General features: G+C 59.6%; 16 protein-coding genes. 10 read left to right on the top strand and 6 right to left on the bottom strand.

Annotated features, from left to right (window positions below; all coding sequences use genetic code 11):
* Positions 1-389, bottom strand: a 389-nt coding sequence (locus BZK31_RS25785) for an MFS transporter (protein WP_157900797.1), incomplete at its 3' end; no start/stop codon positions are given.
* A 248-nt stretch (positions 390-637) separates the two neighbouring features.
* Entirely contained in the window at positions 638-1,822 is a 1,185-nt protein-coding gene (gene pobA / locus BZK31_RS25780; protein ID WP_083186066.1) for a 4-hydroxybenzoate 3-monooxygenase, read from the bottom strand.
* Between the two features lie 149 nt (positions 1,823-1,971).
* On the opposite strand from pobA, the gene BZK31_RS25775 reads away from it, so the two are divergent.
* Complete coding sequence (locus tag BZK31_RS25775; RefSeq protein WP_083186065.1) at positions 1,972-2,841, top strand: helix-turn-helix domain-containing protein; 870 nt, start codon at positions 1,972-1,974, stop codon at positions 2,839-2,841.
* 45 nt (positions 2,842-2,886) lie between these two features.
* Here the strand turns inward: BZK31_RS25775 and ppnN are convergent, their stop codons facing one another.
* On the bottom strand, positions 2,887-4,260 hold the full coding sequence (gene ppnN, locus BZK31_RS25770) for a nucleotide 5'-monophosphate nucleosidase PpnN (protein ID WP_083186064.1): 1,374 nt from the start codon (positions 4,258-4,260) through the stop codon (positions 2,887-2,889).
* Positions 4,261-4,726: 466 nt separating this feature from the next.
* Between ppnN and BZK31_RS25765 the strand changes: the two genes are divergently transcribed.
* The 7 genes from BZK31_RS25765 to BZK31_RS25735 all read left to right on the top strand — a co-directional run bounded on the left by BZK31_RS25765 (position 4,727) and on the right by BZK31_RS25735 (position 11,007).
* Complete coding sequence (locus BZK31_RS25765; RefSeq protein ID WP_083186063.1) at positions 4,727-5,401, top strand: TIGR04211 family SH3 domain-containing protein; 675 nt, start codon at positions 4,727-4,729, stop codon at positions 5,399-5,401.
* Positions 5,402-5,781: 380 nt separating this feature from the next.
* A complete protein-coding gene (locus tag BZK31_RS25760) occupies positions 5,782-7,383 on the top strand; it encodes a tetratricopeptide repeat-containing response regulator (RefSeq protein WP_083186062.1) in 1,602 nt (533 codons plus the stop codon).
* Positions 7,380-8,072, top strand: a complete 693-nt coding sequence (locus BZK31_RS25755) for a sensor histidine kinase (RefSeq protein ID WP_083186061.1) — start codon at positions 7,380-7,382, stop codon at positions 8,070-8,072. The genes BZK31_RS25760 and BZK31_RS25755 overlap by 4 nt, the downstream gene beginning before the upstream one ends.
* A 249-nt stretch (positions 8,073-8,321) precedes the next feature.
* The gene (locus BZK31_RS25750; protein WP_167378112.1) at positions 8,322-8,531 is read left to right on the top strand and encodes an acyl carrier protein; all 210 of its coding nucleotides are present in this window, start codon (positions 8,322-8,324) and stop codon (positions 8,529-8,531) included.
* Positions 8,532-8,585: 54 nt separating this feature from the next.
* On the top strand, positions 8,586-9,347 hold the full coding sequence (locus BZK31_RS25745; protein ID WP_167378109.1) for an SDR family NAD(P)-dependent oxidoreductase: 762 nt from the start codon (positions 8,586-8,588) through the stop codon (positions 9,345-9,347).
* On the top strand, positions 9,344-9,985 hold the full coding sequence (gene vioB / locus BZK31_RS25740) for a dTDP-4-amino-4,6-dideoxy-D-glucose acetyltransferase VioB (RefSeq protein WP_083186059.1): 642 nt from the start codon (positions 9,344-9,346) through the stop codon (positions 9,983-9,985). Before BZK31_RS25745 ends, vioB begins: the two co-directional genes overlap by 4 nt.
* Complete coding sequence (locus BZK31_RS25735; RefSeq protein WP_167378108.1) at positions 9,985-11,007, top strand: ketoacyl-ACP synthase III; 1,023 nt, start codon at positions 9,985-9,987, stop codon at positions 11,005-11,007. The genes vioB and BZK31_RS25735 overlap by 1 nt, the downstream gene beginning before the upstream one ends.
* 67 nt (positions 11,008-11,074) lie before the next feature.
* Here the strand turns inward: BZK31_RS25735 and BZK31_RS25730 are convergent, their stop codons facing one another.
* The 3 genes from BZK31_RS25730 to vioA all read right to left on the bottom strand — a co-directional run bounded on the left by BZK31_RS25730 (position 11,075) and on the right by vioA (position 16,514).
* Positions 11,075-14,596: a glycosyltransferase gene (locus BZK31_RS25730; RefSeq protein WP_083186058.1), complete on the bottom strand. Its 3,522-nt coding sequence runs from the start codon at positions 14,594-14,596 to the stop codon at positions 11,075-11,077.
* Positions 14,597-14,670: 74 nt separating this feature from the next.
* Positions 14,671-15,396, bottom strand: coding sequence for a methyltransferase domain-containing protein (locus BZK31_RS25725; protein ID WP_083186057.1), 726 nt, complete (start codon positions 15,394-15,396; stop codon positions 14,671-14,673).
* Entirely contained in the window at positions 15,396-16,514 is a 1,119-nt protein-coding gene (gene vioA, locus BZK31_RS25720) for a dTDP-4-amino-4,6-dideoxy-D-glucose aminotransferase VioA (protein WP_083186056.1), read from the bottom strand. Before vioA ends, BZK31_RS25725 begins: the two co-directional genes overlap by 1 nt.
* On the opposite strand from vioA, the gene BZK31_RS29575 reads away from it, so the two are divergent.
* Both BZK31_RS29575 and BZK31_RS25715 read left to right on the top strand, forming a co-directional pair.
* Positions 16,513-16,722 carry a hypothetical protein gene (locus BZK31_RS29575; protein ID WP_157900796.1) on the top strand — a complete coding sequence of 70 codons (210 nt, stop codon included), beginning with the start codon at positions 16,513-16,515 and terminating at the stop codon, positions 16,720-16,722. The genes vioA and BZK31_RS29575 overlap by 2 nt on opposite strands.
* Before the next feature lie 173 nt (positions 16,723-16,895).
* Complete coding sequence (locus BZK31_RS25715) at positions 16,896-18,137, top strand: glutamine synthetase family protein (protein WP_167378111.1); 1,242 nt, start codon at positions 16,896-16,898, stop codon at positions 18,135-18,137.
* The last annotated feature ends 8 nt before the right edge of the window (positions 18,138-18,145 follow it).

Here is an 18,145-nt window from a genome sequence, read left to right as displayed (position 1 = left end):
AAGAAACCGGCTTCGGCCATACCGGTCAGGAATCGCAGCACGTAGAACTCGACGGGCGTAGTGACGAATAGCAGGCAGGTGGAGAACGTCCCCCAGGTGATCATCATCAGACCGATCCAGCGCCGCGGGCCAAAGCGGTTGAGCGCCAGGTTGCTGGGCAGTCCGCACAGCACGTAGCCGATGAAGAAGATACCGGCACCCAGGCCGTAGACCGTCTCGCTGAAGCTCAACGCGTCGAGCATTTGCAGCTTGGCAAAACCGACGTTGACGCGGTCCAGGTAGTTGAACAGGTAGCAGATGAAAATGAACGGGATAAGGCGCAGGGTGATGCGACGATAGACATGATTGCCGTCAGCGTCGCCGGCCTCGCGAGCAGGAGCGTTGGACATGCGTCAGTTCCTCAGAGCTTGTTATTTTTATGCAGCTTGCCGGGGGCACTCCCGATCATAGGGGGCAGGCATGCAAAACGCTTTGGGGCTTTGCACGGCTACGAGAGAGGCGCGTTGTGTCATTGCACAAAAATATTCCGGTGCTGCATCCGTGACGGCAGCACCGGCCCTTCGTGAGCAGACTCACGCCCGCTGTGTGATGCGTACATAAGCTGTAAAGCGGCCCATACATACGGCCAGTCGTCACCTCACTCGATGGCCTCGTAAGGCAGGCCGACGTAGTTTTCGGCAATGGTTTTGCGTCCTGCCTCGGAGCCGACGTAGTAGTCCAGTTCGGTCTGCTGGATGCGCTGGCTGAAGGCGTCGGTGTCGGGAAAGTTGTGCAAAATAGAGGTCATCCACCAGGAAAATCGCTCGGCTTTCCAGACTCTGCGTAAACAGATCTGCGAGTATTTTTCCAGCAGTTCGGTGCGGCCTTCCTGATAGACCTTCAGCAGGATGCGATACAGCGTGCTGACGTCGCTGGCAGCCAGGTTCAGGCCCTTGGCACCCGTGGGCGGGACGATGTGCGCGGCGTCGCCGAGCAGGAGCAGGCGCCCGTATTGCATCGGTTCAACCACAAAGCTGCGCAGTGGCGCGATACTTTTCTCGATGGAAGGCCCCGTGACCAGGCGTTCAGCCAGATGCGTCGGCAGGCGCGACTTGAGTTCATCCCAGAAGCGCTCGTCTGACCAGTTTTCGACACGCTCGTCAGAGCTGACCTGTACGTAATAGCGGGTCCGGATGGCCGAGCGCATGCTGCACAGGGCAAAGCCTCGTGGGTGATTGGCGTAGACCAGTTCCTCGTTGACCGGCGGGGTATCGGCCAGCACGCCCAGCCAGCCGAACGGATAGGCGCGTTCGAAAACCTTCAACGCCTCGGCCGGGATTGCCTGGCGGGAAACACCATGAAAGCCGTCGCACCCGGCAATGTAGTCACAGTCCAGACGCACGGTTTCGCCGTTCTTCACAAACGTCAGGTACGGACTGTCGGTCTTGAGGTCATGAGGCTGGACGTCATCGGCGTCGTAGACCGTCATCGCGCCGCAGGCCGCACGGGCGTTCATCAGGTCGCGAGTCACTTCGGTCTGGCCGTACACCATCACCGTCCGGCCGTCGGTCAGGGTCTTCAGATCGATGCGTTCACAGCGCCCGTCAAAGGCCAGTTCGAAGCCATCATGGATCAAGCCTTCGGCATCCATGCGCTCGCTGACCCCGGCCTCGCGCAGCAGATCGACCATGCCTTGCTCCAGCACGCCCGCGCGGATGCGTGAAAGGATGTAGTCAGGGTCTTTGCGCTCGATGATGACGTTATCGATACCGGCACGTTGCAGCAATTGACCCAGCAACAGCCCGGATGGGCCTGAGCCGATGATTGCGACTTGGGTTTTCATGAGAATGGTCCTTTCTGTGATCCCGGCAGGTCGAAACCCGGAGATGCCTTTGTTTTTGTCTCCTGCATTTTTAATGGATGCCATCGGGATAAGAAGGCACTATCCAGCACATTATCTGGACTTTTCGTGGGTTGGACGAGGAGAGAGCGATGCCCAGAACAGCGCCTGTTTCCATCCCGGTCTTCAAGCTTTATGGCGAAACCACCGCCTGGCCGACGCCGGACCTGATCCACTGCGAGTCGATTCCCGAGCGCAGCAAAGTGCATGAGTGGGAGATCAAGCCGCACCGCCACGCTGATCTGGTCCAGCTGCTGTACGTGCAGTCAGGCCGAGCGGTCCTGAAAGTCGAGGACAGGGTCAACGAGGTCGAAACTCCATCGCTGCAGGTGGTTCCGGCGTTGAGTGTGCACACCTTCAAGTTTGCCGAAGATATTCAGGGGCACATCCTCAGCCTGGCGCGGCCGCTGGTGGAGCAACTGGAAGCGGCGCTGGGTATTTCGGCCATTGGCACGGCGCGTTGCCATGCGTTGGGCGACGACAGTCTCTACGTGGACACCCTGTTCGGCGCGATTGCCAGTGAGTATCGCCAACGCAAGCCGGGTCGTGATCTGATGTTGCAGTCGTTGATCAATGTGCTGATGGTCTGGCTCAGCCGACAGGGCGGCGAGCGGCCGGGCGAAGATGCTCACGTGCAGGATCGCGGGCGCGAGCATTTACACGAGTTCATGCATCAACTGGAAGCCGGTTTCCGTGAACACTGGTCCATCGAACAGCATGCGCAGCGCATGGGCCTCAGTGCCGCGCACTTGAATGCGCTGTGTCGGCGGTTGTGCAACCAGTCGGCGTTGCAGATCATCAATCAGCGGCTGCTGTTGGAAGCAAAGCGCAATCTTGTCTACACGACCATGACCGTGAATCAGGTGTCCGACAGCCTGGGGTTTTCCGAGCCTGCGTATTTTTCACGTTTCTTCAAACGCGCCACCGGACAGTCGCCCAGCCAGTTTCGCCAGCAGAAATGAAAACGGGGCGCTGTCTGGCGCCCCGTTCGGTCGGCTTCTAATCTGTCAGGTCACGACTTGATAGCACGGCACATACGCCGCGCCGCCTGGCAGTTTCATACGGTGCTGATCGACGAACGCCTGCAACAGCTTGTCCAGCGGCTGCATGATCGACGGGTCGCCGTGGATTTGATACGGGCCGTGTTCTTCGATCAGGCGGATACCCTTGTCCTTGACGTTGCCCGCCACAATGCCGGAGAACGCCCGACGCAGGTTGGCTGCCAGTTCGTGAGACGGTATGTCATGGTTGAGCTGCAGCTTGGCCATGTTTTCGTGGGTCGGATCGAACGGGTGCTGGAAGCTTTCTTCGATCTTCAGCAGCCAGTTGAAGTGGAATGCGTCGTTGCGCTCGCGGCGGAACTGCTTCACCTCCTTCAGGCCCTTGCTCATCTGCCGCGCGACTTCCGCCGGGTTGTCGATGATGATCTGATAATGGCGCTGGGCCTCTTCACCCAGCGTGGCGCCGACGAACGCATGCAACTGTTGCAGATACGGTTCGGTGTTTTTCGGGCCGGTCAGGACCACCGGGAACGGTACATCTTTGTTGTCCGGGTGCATCAGGATGCCCAGCAGGTACAGGAACTCTTCAGCCGTGCCCGCGCCACCCGGAAAGATGATGATGCCGTGGCCCACGCGCACGAAGGCTTCCAGACGTTTCTCGATGTCGGGCAGGATCACCAGTTCGTTGACGATCGGGTTTGGCGCTTCGGCAGCAATGATGCCCGGTTCGGTCAGGCCCAGGTAGCGACCTCCGACGATGCGCTGCTTGGCGTGAGCAATAGTCGCGCCTTTCATCGGGCCTTTCATGACGCCTGGGCCGCAACCGGTGCAGATGTCCAGGCTGCGCAGGCCCAGTTCATGGCCGACCTTCTTGGTGTACTTGTATTCCTCGGTGTTGATCGAGTGGCCACCCCAGCACACCACCATCTTCGGTTCGACACCGGCGCGCAGGGTGCGGGCGTTGCGCAGCAGGTGAAACACGTAGTCGGTGATGCCCTGTGAGTTGCTCAGGTCGATGCGCTGGCTGTCCAGCTCGCTTTCGGTGTAGACGATATCGCGCAGAGCGCTGAACAGCATTTCGCGGGTGCTGGCGATCATTTCGCCATCGACGAAAGCATCCGCCGGAGCGTTGAGCAGCTCCAGACGCACGCCACGGTCCTGCTGATGAATGCGGACTTCGAAATTCTCGTAAGCCTCAAGAATGGTCTTGGCGTTATCGACATGGGCGCCGGTGTTGAGAATGGCCAGGGCGCACTGGCGGAAAAGGGTATAGGTGCTGCCTGAGCCGGCAGCGCTGAGCTGCTGGACTTCACGTTGGGACAGGGTTTCAAGGCTGCCTTTTGGGCTTACCGTGGCGTTAATCACTTGTCTTGGGATCATTCTATTTTCCATTAGAGCGATGCAGTCGAGCCGGCAGGGCCTGCGCATCAGGATGGTGAGCATCGAAGACGTTCACGCCTGGCGGGTATTTTCTACAGCACTTGGGCGTGATTGCAAACGTCAGGCCTCATCGGGTGCGGGTGTGGAGTCGCGGGATCGACCGACCGGCTGAAAGTCATGTAAAGCAGGCACTTGCCGGAAGGTGCCATGCGGCTGAATTTTGACGCGCGCGCAGGCCAATAATGAACCTGACCCATTTCACAGGGTCTGTTAGCTGATGGACTCTCTGGACGGCCTGCAGATGTCTCTCAGGCACCTGATGCGTCAGGCGTTTTTTCAACTCGCCTGATAGGCAGACAGCCCGTCCGGGCAGGAGTTGCAAAACCTTTGCCGCCTGCCATTGCCATCGTTAGCCGGCCCGCACACCGGGGCTTTATTCTCATTCCAGACAAAGATAATCATTGCCATGTCTCGTCATCTTTCAGCACTGCTTTCTCGTGCCCCTGGCCTGTTCTCCGTTTCGCGTCACCTGATTGGCACCGGTCTGCTGGGCGCGGTGCTTGCGGTCATCACCCCTCTCAATGCTCAGGCTGCGGACAACGACCGCTGGGTGAGTGACAGCCTGACGACGTACGTACGCAGCGGCCCGACTGACGGGCACCGCATCGTCGGCACACTGAAATCCGGACAGAAAGTCGAGTTGCTCACCACCTCCGGCAATTTCAGCCAGGTGCGCGGTGAAGGTGGCAGCACCGTGTGGATTCCCTCCAGCGACCTGCAGGAAGTCCCGGGCCAGGCCGAGCGTGTGCCGCAACTGACTCAACAGGTCGCCGAACTGACCGAGCAACTGGCCGGTATCGACAACACCTGGAAAACCCGTGTGCAAGGCATGCAGGAAACGCTGGACGCGCGCAAGAAGCTGGTCGACGAACTGGAAGCACGCACCAAGACCCTGAACGACCAACTGGCGGACTCTCAGGCCGAACTGCGCTCCACCCAGGCGCGGTTGGGCGACGAGAACAAGCAGGTGATGATGCGTTACATGGTCTACGGCGGCAGCATTGCCGGTGCCGGCCTGCTGGTTGGCCTGATCCTTCCGGCCCTGACCCGTGGACGCAAGAAGAACGACGGCTGGGTATAAACCCGACTGAACGCTGCAGCGCCAGGGACAGGGCGCTACAGCGTGCAGCCCGCACCGCTGATACGCCTTCCATGTCCGTCAACCGCTTCCTTGGCGGTTCGATTCAGCTCTCGAAATTCCTTGAAAATCCGCACACCGATGGCGCGTGATCACTCGCGAAGTTGATCTTCGCTCTATAGTTTCTGCCTGTGTGGTCGAAAAACTGACTGCTGCCCTGAATTTACCGGCGTCACAGAGCGCTCGGGGTCGGCAAAACAGTTTTATGGCATGTTGCCATTAGTTACCATGAGCGTCCTGAAATAGGGGCTGCAGTGCTGGACCTGAAAAGTCGTTCAGGCCATCGGTCTCATGTTTTCACCCTCTCCTGTGTAGGAATCCGGATGCTGGCGTACAACCAAAAAAGCTTTCTTATCGTTGATGACTTCTCCGACTTCCGCAGTTCGGTGCGGTCGATGCTGCGTGAGCTGGGCGTCAAGGAAGTGGACACCGCCGACACCGGCGAGCAGGCCCTGCGCATGTGCTCGCAAAAACGTTACGACTTCGTGCTGCATGATTTCAATCTGGGCGATGGCCGCAAGAACGGCCAGCAAGTGTTGGAAGACCTGATGGTCGAGCGCCTGCTGAGTCATGAAAGCGTGTTCATCATGGTCACCGCCGAGAACAGTCAGGCCATGGTCATGAGTGCGCTGGAGTGGGAGCCCGACGGCTACCTGACCAAGCCGTTCAACCGTGCCGGTCTGGCCCAGCGTCTGGAAAAGCTGGTGCAGCGCAAAAACCTGCTCAAGCCGATCCTGCAGGCGCTGGACCGTCGCAAGCCGGCCGAGGTGCTGGCGGCCTGCAACAAGCTGATCGAGCAGGATCCGCGCTTCGCCCCGTTGTGCCTGCGCTACAAGGCTGACGCGTTGCGTGATCTGAAGCAGAACGAGCCTCTGGAGGCATTCCTCAAGACCCTTCTGGCCGACCGCGCCACGCCTTGGGCTTACGCCGCCCTGGGCAGCCTGCTGCTCAAGCGCGGCAAGGTGACTGAAGCAGAGGTTGTGTACGAACAGGCGATCAAAGCCTTTCCCACCATGCCGGCGTTGTTCGATGGCCTTGCCGATGTGCTGGTAGCCCGCGGCGATGCCAAGCGTGCGCAGCATGCGCTGGAAAACGCCGTGCGGCTGTCGCCTCTGGCGGTGCGCCGACAGAAATTGCTGGGCAAGCTGGCAATGGATAACGAAGACTACGAAAGCGCCTCCAAAGCCTATCGCCAGGCGGTCTCGCAAGGCGCGCATTCGCGTTTCAAGGACCCTGAAACCAACCTTGGCCTGGCCCATGCTCTGATCAGCAAAGGTGGCGATCAGGGGCTGGATGCCCGCACGCGCGTCGAAATCAACAACGCGCTGGGCGATGTGGCCAAAGAGCACACCAACGATGAAGGGCTGCAGGTGCGCACGCGGCTGATGAAGGCCGCCAGCCTGCAGCACTCGGATCCGGAAACCGCCGCCAAGCTCACCGAGCAGGCCATGGCCCGGCTGGAAGGCATGGAACAGTTTCTCAGCGCCGACGCCGCCTTGATGGTGGCCTCGCAGCTCAAGCAACTGGGCCAGGAAGAAGCCGGCGCGGGCGTGCTGAAAAACTGTGCCGAAGTGTATGGCGACGACCCGGTGGTCATGAAGAGCGTGGCCAGCATGACCGACGATCCGGCGATTCTCGGCGCCAACAAGATTGCCATCGATTTCAACCTGCAGGGTGTACGCAGCTACAAGGCGGGCAACCTGCCCGAGGCGCAGGAACATTTCCGTCGTGCGCTGGCATTGCAACCCAAGAACATCAGTATCGCGCTGAACATGGCGCAGTCGTTGCTGCATCCAGGGCAGAACCTGGGGCAGGCCGGTCTTGAAGAGTGCCGCGCCAGCCTGAAGATGGTCGGTATGATTCCGGACAGCGATCCGCGTTACGAGCGTTATCAGAAACTCAGGGAAAGGGCGTTTGGCGCATGAGCGAAGAGCAACAGGGACTCGATTTCTCCATGGTGATCGCGTCTACCGTGCACGACATGAAAAACTCGCTGGCGACGCTGACCCAGGCGCACAGCGAATGGCTGGCCAGATTGCCCTCGCAGCAGCGCGAAACCCCGGAACATGGGGTGATCGAGTACGAATTTGCCAACCTCAACGGCATGCTCGTGCAGTTGCTGGGGCTGTACAAGCTCGGCGTCAACCAGATGCCCTTGCGGCCGGACTACCACGAACTGGACGATTTCATCGAAGCGCAACTGGCCCATCATCAGGAAGTGCTGGCCAGTCGCAGCATTACTGCGCGTGTGGATATCAACGATGTGAACCCGCTGGGCTTTTTTGATCGGGAGCTGGTCGGATCGGTGGTGGGCAACATCATTGTCAACGCCATCGGTTTTGCCCGCGAGCAATTGGTGATCAGTATCGGTGAGGACGACGGGCAGTTGAAGATCACCATCAACGACGACGGGCCCGGTTACCCGGATTACCTGATCGAGCGCCAGACCGAGTACGTGCAGGGTATCAATCAAGGCAGCGGCAGTACCGGCCTGGGCTTGTACTTTGCCGCGCACATAGCCCGGCTGCATGTGCGCAACGGCATTCAGGGGCGAATCGAAATCGCCAACGGCGGCGTGCTGGGCGGAGCGATGTTCAGCATCTATTTGCCGTAAAGAATGACTGATACCCGGGCAGTATATTGACGCGACGCGTCGCCGCGCTGCCGGGTTGTACGTCGATGGAACGTCAGGTTTTTGGCTTTCGCACCTTCGATCAGTTTCCGTTTTCCTTATCCGGCCCCGTATCTGCGGGGTCTGCGTCTGTTCAATGGCTTGGTTCGATTATTGCTAACTGGCTATCAGATGCAGGCGATCGTCTGCGCGCAATCAAATCCAAAAAGCGGGCTGTCCGGGAGCATAGAGATGGAAGACAAAGTACTCAGGCTGATCGAAGAAGCGATGGAAGCGGATGAAGGCAGTCTGAGCAGGGGGCAGCCTCTTGACTGGGATTCCATCGCGGTCCTGACATTCATGTCGCTTGCGGACGAACATCTGGGCAAAAACCTGCCGGCCAACCGCCTCAACGCGTGCAAGAGCGTCGACGACGTCATCAGTCTCGCCACTGAAAACTAATCAGTCAGGGGCGTTCAAGGCCCCAGGCATCAGCCCTCAAGAGAGGAACGTTGGGTGGTGAGTAGTCCTTTTTCATTGAGCGGCAAAGTAGTCATGGTCACCGGGGCCTCTTCGGGTATCGGCAGCCAGGTCGCAATCTGGTTGAGTCAGCAGGGTGCCCGGGTGGTGCTTGTGGCCAGGAACACCGAGCGGCTCGAAGCGACGAGGCGTCAGCTCAAGGGGGAGGAGCACGGCGTCGAGCCTTTCGATTTACTCGATGGCCGGGCTGTTCCGGGCTGGATGCGTAACCTTGTCCAGACTTACGGACCTTTTGATGGGCTGGTGCATGCCGCCGGCGTGCAGATGCCGTTGCCGATCCGGGCGCTGGGGGTCGAGCAATGGGAAACCGTGTTTGCCACGAACGTGACCTCTGGCTTTTCGTTGATCAAGGCCTTTCGACAGAAGGGCGTGTTCGCTCAGGGTGCCAGCATCGTGATGCTTTCATCGGTGATGGCCCAGGCGGCCCAGCCATCGCTGATGGCCTACTGCGCCAGCAAAGGTGCGGTTGAGTCGATGGTTCGCGCCGCAGCGCTCGAGCTGGCCAGAGACGGCATACGGGTCAACGCCATTGCGCCGGGTGTGGTGAGAACCGAGATGACCCGCACGCTTGAAGAGCGGGTGGGCGGTGACGCCATGAAGGACGTCGAGCAGAAGCACCCGCTGGGGTTCGGTGAACCGATGGACATCGCCTATGCGGTCAATTATCTGCTGTCCCCGGCTGCGCGCTGGGTGACCGGCACGTCGATGGTCATTGACGGAGGTTACCTGGCGCAATGAATACCCGCAGCTTGCTGATTGTCGGCGCTGGCGCTTTCGGGCGTGAAGTGCATGCCTGGCTGACAGACTGGGTGCAGCAGAACCCGGGCTGGGTCATCGCTGGATTCATCAACGACGGTCCCGGTTCGACCGAGCGCTTCGAACACTATCCGCCGGTGGTTTCGACGGTGGACGGCTACGAGCCCAAGCCCGAAGACTATCTGGTGTGCGCCATCGGCCAGCCGGAAGGCAAACGGCTGGTCGTGGAAAAACTGCTGGCCAGGGGCTCCAGGTTTTTCACCCTGATCCACCCCTCGGTGATCATGGGCGAAAACGTCGTCATCGGGCAGGGCACGGTGATCTGCCCATCGACGGTGCTCACGGTCGATCTGCGCGTAGGTGCCTTCGTGACCCTCAACATCGGTTGTCTGATCGGTCACGACGCTGACATCGGTGACTTCACGACCCTGAGCGGACATTGCGACATCACCGGCGGCGTCGTGCTGGAGGAGGGCGTGTTCATGGGCACGCATGCCAGCGTCCTGCCAAAAGTCAGAGTCGGCAAACACGCTGTAGTCGGAGCCGGCAGCGTTGCGATACGCAATGTGGCCGCAGGCACTACAGTATTCGGCGTACCTGCCAAACGCATATCGGGGTAATGCTCATGAAGTCTTATGCCAGGATCGTGGACATAGAATATGAACTGCCAGCTCATTCGCTGGACAACGAAACGCTGGCGCGGGAATTTCCCGAGTGGGATGTCGAGAAAATCTTTTCCAAGACCGGCATCGGCGAGCGGCACATCATCGACCAGGATGAAACGGCGTCCGACCTGGCCTACCGGGCCTGCGAGAAATTGTTTCTCAAAGGCGACATTCAGCGCAGCGATATCGATGCGCTGATCTATTGCACGCAAAGCCCTGACTACGTGCTGCCTGCCACTGCCTGCATTCTGCAGCATCGCTTGCAATTGCCCACCGCGTGCGCCGCCTTCGATTTCAATCAGGGCTGCTCAGGTTTCATCTATGGACTGGGCATCGCCAAAGGGCTGATCGAGTCCGGGCAATGCCGCAACGTGTTGCTGGTCACGGCGGAAACCTACAGCCGCTACATCCATCCGCAGGACAAGAGCGTGCGCACCCTGTTCGGCGATGCAGCGGCGGTGACGCTGCTCAGTGCCACCGAGGACGGGCCGTTTCTGGAGCGCTTCCGCTATGGCAGTGACGGTTCCGGGGCCGAGAATCTGATTGTGCCGATCGGCGGTGCACGCAGGCCTTCGGCACAGAATCCTCAGCCTGAAACGCGCGAGGATGACAACGGTAACGTACGTACCGACGCCAACCTGTACATGAATGGCCCAGCCATCTTCGAGTTCTCCATGACGCGCGTACCGCCATTATTCGCTTCGCTGTTCGATGAGGAACTGGCCATCGCCGACATGGATCTGTTCGTGTTTCATCAAGCCAACCACTTCATGCTGGACGCCTTGCGCCGACGCTTGAAGCTGCCCGCCGAGAAGTTCGTTTCCGCCTTCCAGCACTGCGGCAACACCGTGTCCTGCACCATTCCCATTGCCTTGAAAGAATCCATGGACAAGGGCGCACTCAAGCGCGGCGACCGGCTTGCGGCGGTCGGGTTCGGGGTGGGTTATTCGTGGGCTGCGTGCGTCATTCGCTGGTAACCGGATAACTTCATTGCTCTGCGTCGTTGTCCGACGCAGAGCGTGTGCTGATTGAGTCTGCTCCCGGTCAGCTTTCCAGCCAGGCATTGCGCCAGGTCTGCAGGTGATCGCTGTCGAGCATCCAGCGCTCGACGACGGCCTGTCTCAAGGCATCGCCTCTGCGCGCACAGGTATCCGGCTGCGCTATGTGCTCTTCGATGGCACGGATCCAGGCATTGGTTTCGTTGCTCACACGCGTCACCGGCAGGTCTTGCGGCACACTCAGCACGTCACTGCAAATTACCGCGAAGCCACAGGCACCGAATTCCAGCAGGGCCACCGGGCTTTTGCTGCGGTTGACGAGGTTCGACTCCGCAGGCACCAGCACCAGATCCAGATCCATCTCGGCCAGCAATTTCGGGAACAAAGGTCCTTCCATCGGCGCACGCAGCTCATGAATGTAAGGCCGCAGCCAGCGTGTGCAGGGCCCCATGATCACCCACTCGACCCGGTCTGCCAGTGCCTTGATGACTTCCGACAGCGTCAGCAGGTCACCCAGATCGCTCGGCATGCCCACCCAGCCTACGCGAGGCTTTGCCCGCAGTTGGCGCGGAGCGTTCAGATTCGCCCAGACATTCGCTGCCAGTCGTGTTTCGACGACCTGAACGTTGGGGTGTGAATCGCCAAGCAGCTCGGCCAGTGCCTGGGTCGCAACGGTGATCAGGTCTGCTCGGGCCAGATCGTGTTGCAACGACGCCTGCACCGCCGCGAGCGGGGCGGCGGTCTGGTCGATTTCCGCGTAAGCCGGGTAGCGCGGCAGGTCGTAGATCACTCGCGCATTGGTGTGGTCCTTGATCGCATCGATGCGCGCCACCAGGTTTTGGTCCGCCAGACCTTGAATGACAACGGCATCGGGACTGAGCCGTGCGATCTCTATCAACGACAGCGGTGCATGGCTGAGAATGCCGTCTATATCGCGCTCGTCACGCAGGCTTTGCAGCGCGGTCGTGATGCGATTGCCGGCAGCGCCGTGATCACAGGGTTGAGCGAGGACAACAGGCAGCGGCCGGTGGGTCAATGGCCGCCAGCTCAATTCCGGGTCGCTCTGAGGGACGAAGCTGGCGCTCAGCGCCAGATTGATGTTGTAAGCCGGGTCCCAGGCCATGTAATGCAGCCAGCGGTGGGACAGTGCGCGTGTGGCGAAGTCCAGCGCATCGGCGTCGTCCCGTGCGGCGGTTTCGCGCAGCGCGACAATGGCATGGGGTGTCCACACAACCAGATGGCCGGCGTTACGGGCCCTCAGACAGAGGTCCACATCATTGAAATACACCGGGAACAGGTGCTCGTCCAGACCTTGTATTTCGTCATGCACCGACTTGCGAATCATCAGGCAGGTACCGCTGACGGCACTGTAATTCTGATCGGTTTCCAGGCGTTGCGTGTAGCAGGGTGAGGCAGCGATGTCATTGGCGGTCACGGCGGCAGCGGTGCCGTTGAGACCCACGATGATTCCGGCGCTCACGACATGGCCTTGCGGTGAAATGATTTTTGCGCCGACGACACCTACTTCAGGCCGCAATGCGTGGTTGAGCAGGTGCTGAAGCCAGTCCTGCTGAACGATCAACGCATTGCCGTCCAGCATCAACAGGTAATCACCCTGCGCATGGTGTGCAGCGGAGTTGAGCAGGGCTGACGGGACCAGCGTTTGTTCGTGGCGAACCACGCGGATCCGCTCCGACTGCATTGACTCGATGTTGCTCAGCCATTCGGTGGTCTGCGCCGACTGACTGTTGTTGTCGCAGATCAGGATTTCATAGCGCGGATACGTCGTGTTCTCCAGAATGCTTTCGACGCAGGGCAGCACTGTCGAAAGCTGGTCTTCGCAGGCGACGATAATCGAGACCATCGGCTGATCGGCGTGGCCATACTCGATCCGGTAATCCCCCGAGTCCAGTGCATGGACCTGGCTGTCGGGGTAGCCACGCGTGTACAGATGCCGTTGCACGGTACGGGCCTGATCGTAATTGTCGTGCGCCTTCCATAATGGCGAGATGACCAGCGGTTCAGGCGCATGCACAAATTCGGTAAAGCTTGAATCTTCGATCATGCGCAGAATCAGGTCGAGTTCGATAGCGTGCGCATGGCCGGGATCGAAACCACCCACCGCCAGGGTTTTTTCACGATTGAACAGCCAGTTGCGGCTGGTCGCCGATGGGCAGGCCAGCAGATAGTCCAGGCTGAAGCCCGGGCGAAAGGCCAGTGTGGCTCCGGCCTGCGCATGCAGGGTCACCTCGTCACCGAAGACTGCGCAGGCCTGTGGCGCCTCAATCATTCTCATCGCGGCGCACAGCAGGCCGCTGCGAGTGAAGGTCACGCCGGCATCGATCAGTATCCACCAGTCATGATCGTGTTCCTGCATCAGGTCATTGATGACGGTCGCACGGGTTTCCACGCTGGCATCCCGCCACGGCAACTGGGCTTGCAGGGGCGTCTGCTCTTCTCGGTCGTAATCGGCGAGGACGAATACCTTGAGTTTATCCAGTAGAGGGGCATCGGACGCCAGGCTTTGTAAAGTGCTCAGCACGCTCTCGGGCTGCTGAGTGAAATCCGAAATCACAATACCGACCGAGGGTCCACCGCTGTATTGCTGCAGATGCGCTTGAAGCAAGGCGTGTTGCGGCGGCGTCGGTCTGCGGTGGCTTAGCCAGGCGGCTACACGGGTATTGCGGCCCGTAGCTTCGGACCTCCGGTCGAAAAAGGCCCGCAGGTCAAGCTCCTGAACAGTGTCGCGCTGGTTCAGAGGCGCGATCCTGACGGTGCCATTGAGCGCGTCGGGCCGCACCCAGCCCAGTTCGCCGGGAATGCGGTTGAAGTTCGCGTGGCCCTCAATAGGCAGGGAGGGGTTCTTCCTGAAGGTCTCACTGCTTTGCTGATCGGACACGCGGAAACAGGACAACGGACGGGCCAGCATCGCCAGATTGCCGTGACGCAGGACCTTGGCGTAAATCGCCAGGTCGCCCAGGCCCCAGATCAGTTGCTGTTGCAGCGACATGATGTCCTGCCCGAAGACCAGCAGGTCTTCGCGACGGCACATGACCGCGCTCGGCTCGCCGACGAAGTTGATCGGGTGCTGAGCGAGGAAGGACACCAGCTCCGGGCCATTGATTACCACGTTCTTGCCGAACGGGTAGGCGGTGTAGATCGTATCGCCCAGTTGAGCGCCGCTGGCATCGATTCGCCTGCGGGCCGCCGAGACTATCCTGATGTCGGGGCTGTCGTGCATCACATCGAACATCAGCCGCACGCAGTCCGGAAGCAGGAGGTCATCGTCGTAGAGAAACTTGATGTAATCGCCGCGCGCAAGGGATATGCCCAGCGCGATGTTGTGCGGCTCGCCCAGCGGCGTTGCATTGTGGCTGTAGTGAATGGGCCAGCGGCTGCCCGGCCTGAGTTTTTCGACGATATCCTTGATGCCGTCATCCCGGCAGTCATCGGTGATGATGATTTCAATGTCGTCATGGTTCTGACGCAAGGCACTGGCAAGCGCCGCCTCGAAGAACGTCGGTTTGTAAGCAGGGATGACAATACTGACCAGGCGTGAAGAACTCATCGCAATACCACATGTGAAGAAGTGTTGAGAGCCAACCGAACAACCCGGCCGGCATCCTTGATCGGCAGCTGCAGTCAGGCCTTGCGGCCCACGTACAACACCGACTGCTCAGTAATGCCGTGCTGCTTGAAAACGCCTTCCCCGAACGACTGCGACCCGAGGGCATCGACCTTGAAGCCGGACGCTTGCAGGCGTGACAGGTAATCTTCGCGGGCATACATGCGCACATGATCGTCCTGGCCGAAGCGGGCCCAGCGCTCGTCGACGCTGGCTTCGTCGGGATCTTCTTCGGTTTCGCTGGCGGTCAACAGAATCGGGACCATCAGAATCGCCGAGCCGCCTTTGGCCAGAACCCGAAACAGCTCCGACATGGCCTTGCGGTCATCGGGGACGTGCTCCAGTACGTGAGAACATACGATGAAGTCGAACGATTCGTCGGCGTACAGGTGCATGTCCATGATGTCGACCACGTCATCGGCCAGCGGCGAGAACAGGTCGGCGGATCGATAGCGGGCGTCGGGCAGGCTGCGCAGGAACCTCGACAGCACCACAGCTGGTGCGATATCGAGAATGCGCAACGGTTTGCCTGGCGGGTTGTTGAGCAGATGCATCGCAAACAGCGCGTAAAGCCGGTCGCGATCCGACGCCATGCATTCGGGACAGCTGTATTGGCCGACGTTCAGGGTTTCAAAGTCCTCGATGCCATAGAACACATTCAGGCGATGGAAAATCTCCAGATGGCCTTTGTCCATCGGGTAAAAGTTCGGGAATCGGCAGGAGCAGACCGGGCACGTACGCATTAGCAGTTCTCGTTACTGGCGGTGGCGATGACCTTGATGATGCTGTCGAAAGCCTCATCGGTCAGGCTGTCGTAAATAGGCAGGCACAGGATCTGATTCGACAGGCCGGTGGCGATGGGTAAACGTTCCGGCCTGGCTGAGTCCAGGCCCCGGTACATCGGGAAAGTCGAGATCAATGGATAGAAGTAGCGGCGGGCCAGAATGTTCTGATCGCGCATGCGCTGGTAAAGCGCGTCGCGTGACAGTGCAAAGCCTTCGCGTACCAGTACCGGGAAGTATGAGTAGTTATGTTTTTCGCTGGACTGCCAGACGATGTCGATACCGGGAATTGTCGCCAGCGCAGCACGATAACGCTCGTCGATGCGTTGCCGCCTGATCAGCGCCTGGTCAATATGCTTGAGCTGCAACAGGCCGAATGCGGCATTGATCTCGCTCATCTTGCCGTTGATGCCCGGCGCGACCACGGTGACCTCATCGGCAAAACCGAAATTTTTCAGGTAGTCGATGCGCTGTTTGGTCTTGAGGTCGGGGCTGACAATGGCGCCGCCTTCGAAGGTATTGAAGACTTTGGTGGCGTGGAAACTCAGGATCGAAAGATCGCCATGTCTGAGCAGACTTTCGCCACCGTGCTGTACACCGAAGGCGTGCGCAGCGTCGTAGATGACCTTCAGGCCATAACGGTCGGCAATCTGCTGGATGCGGTCCACGTCGCACGGGATGCCATAACAATGCACCGGCATTATGGCGGTGGTCGCCGGTGTGATGGCTTCTTCGATGCGGTCCGGATCCAGGTTGTAGGTGCCCGGCTGGATATCAACGAAGACCGGCGTCAGGCTGTTCCACAGCAGTGAATGCGCGGTGGCGACGAACGAGTAGGGCGTGGTGATGACTTCACCTTTGATACGCAGTGCCTGAATGGCGGTCATCAGTGCCAGCGTACCGTTGGAAAACAGCGACAGATGCTGCACGCCCAGATACTTCGCCAGCTCATGCTCGAGCTGCTGGTGAAAGGGGCCGGCATTGGTGAGCTGATGGCTTTCCCAGATTTTCTCAAGATAAGGAATGAATTCCTCGAGGGGTGGCAACAGAGGACGAGTGACGGGAATCGGTGCGCTCATGGAAAGCTCTCAACACGTGTCGCAGAAGATTGCCATTCGACAGGTCATTTTCAAGGCGCTTTACGCCTGGCAAGCAGGCGTTCGACATAAAAATGGCAGCCAAACTGTTTTGCCAAGGGTAACAGCAAAAAACCAGCCAAGAGTGCGGTTTGCATTTTTTGAAGGTGTGCGGTCTGTGAACGGTCTCACGATGTGTTTCATCGCTTGATATCCGGAGCGGCCGTTGCGTATTTTGTAGTCACTGCCGCAGGACGGCCTGAACTCACCAAGGATTGAGCGATGACCCGCAATGACCCCCGTTCGTTTGCACATCAACTAACGGGCATTGACGAAGTGGAATGCGTGACGCCGGATCTGAACGGCGTACCGCGAGGCAAGGTCATGACCGCCGAGGGGTTTCTGGAGGGGCGGCGGCTGCAGATGGCGCGTGGTGTGCTGCTGCAATGCATCATGGGCGGCTATCCACCGGCGCGTTTCTACGGCAGCGACGACGGTGACCTGGCGCTGGTGCCCGATACCGCGCAGGTGCACCGTCTGCCGTGGAGCGATCAGCCACGCGCTCTGGCCATCTGTGATGCTGAAGAACTGACCGGCACCCGATGTGCGTTATCCACGCGTGGACAGCTCAAGTCGGTGCTGGCCCGCTACGCCGAATACGGCCTGACGCCGGTGGTAGCGACCGAGCTGGAATTCTTTGTCTTTGCGCCCAACCCCGATCCGCATCAGGCGTTCGTGCCGCCGGTGGGGCTGGACGGGCGACGTGAGTCGGGCCACTCGGCCTTCAGTGTCGGTTCCAATAACGGGTTGCGGCCGTTCCTCAACGAGGTGTACGCCTGCATGGCGGCGCTGGGGCTGCCACGCGATACGTTCATGCACGAAATGGGCGTCAGTCAGTTCGAGATCAACCTGCTGCACGGCGATCCGTTGCTGCTGGCCGACCAGACCTTTCTGTTCAAGCACCTGCTCAAGGAAGTGGCGCTCAAGCATGGGGTGATCGTGGTCTGCATGGCCAAGCCCCTGGCAAACACGCCCGGCAGTTCGATGCACCTGCACCAGAGCGTGGTGGATGCGGTGTCCGGGCGCAATGTGTTCAGTACGGAGGACGGGCAGTCGACTTCCGCTTTTCGTCATTTCATCGGCGGTCTGCAGGCTTGCATGGCAGACTTCACGGCGTTGTTCGCGCCGAACGTGAATTCTTATCAGCGTCTGTTCCATCCATTCGCTTCGCCCAACAACGCCTGCTGGTCCTACGACAACCGGGCCGCCGGTCTGCGAATTCCGGCCAGTGCGCCTGTAGCGCGCCGCGTGGAAAATCGTCTGCCGGGCGCTGATGCCAATCCATATCTGGTCATTGCCGCCAGTCTTGCTGCAGGGTTGTACGGTATCGAGCAGGGCATCGAGCCGACGGCTGCGGTGCAGGGTGAAATTGAAGTGCCGCAAGAATTGACGCTGCCGTGTACCTTGCAGGCCGCTCTGGAGCGTCTGAAATGCAGTCGTCTGGCCAAGGAACTGTTTGGTCGTGAATTCATCGAAGGCTACATTGCATCGAAGACCCTGGAGCTGACCAGTTTTCTCGATGAGATAACCCCCTGGGAACGCCGCGTGCTGGCTGCCCAGATTTAAAGAAACGC

Origin of the sequence: Pseudomonas floridensis, from assembly GCF_002087235.1 — a bacterium.
In the GTDB taxonomy this organism is placed as follows: Bacteria; Pseudomonadota; Gammaproteobacteria; order Pseudomonadales; family Pseudomonadaceae; genus Aquipseudomonas; species Aquipseudomonas floridensis.
Note: the sequence above shows the minus strand (reverse complement) of the source record. Positions and strands in the feature narration are given on the sequence as shown.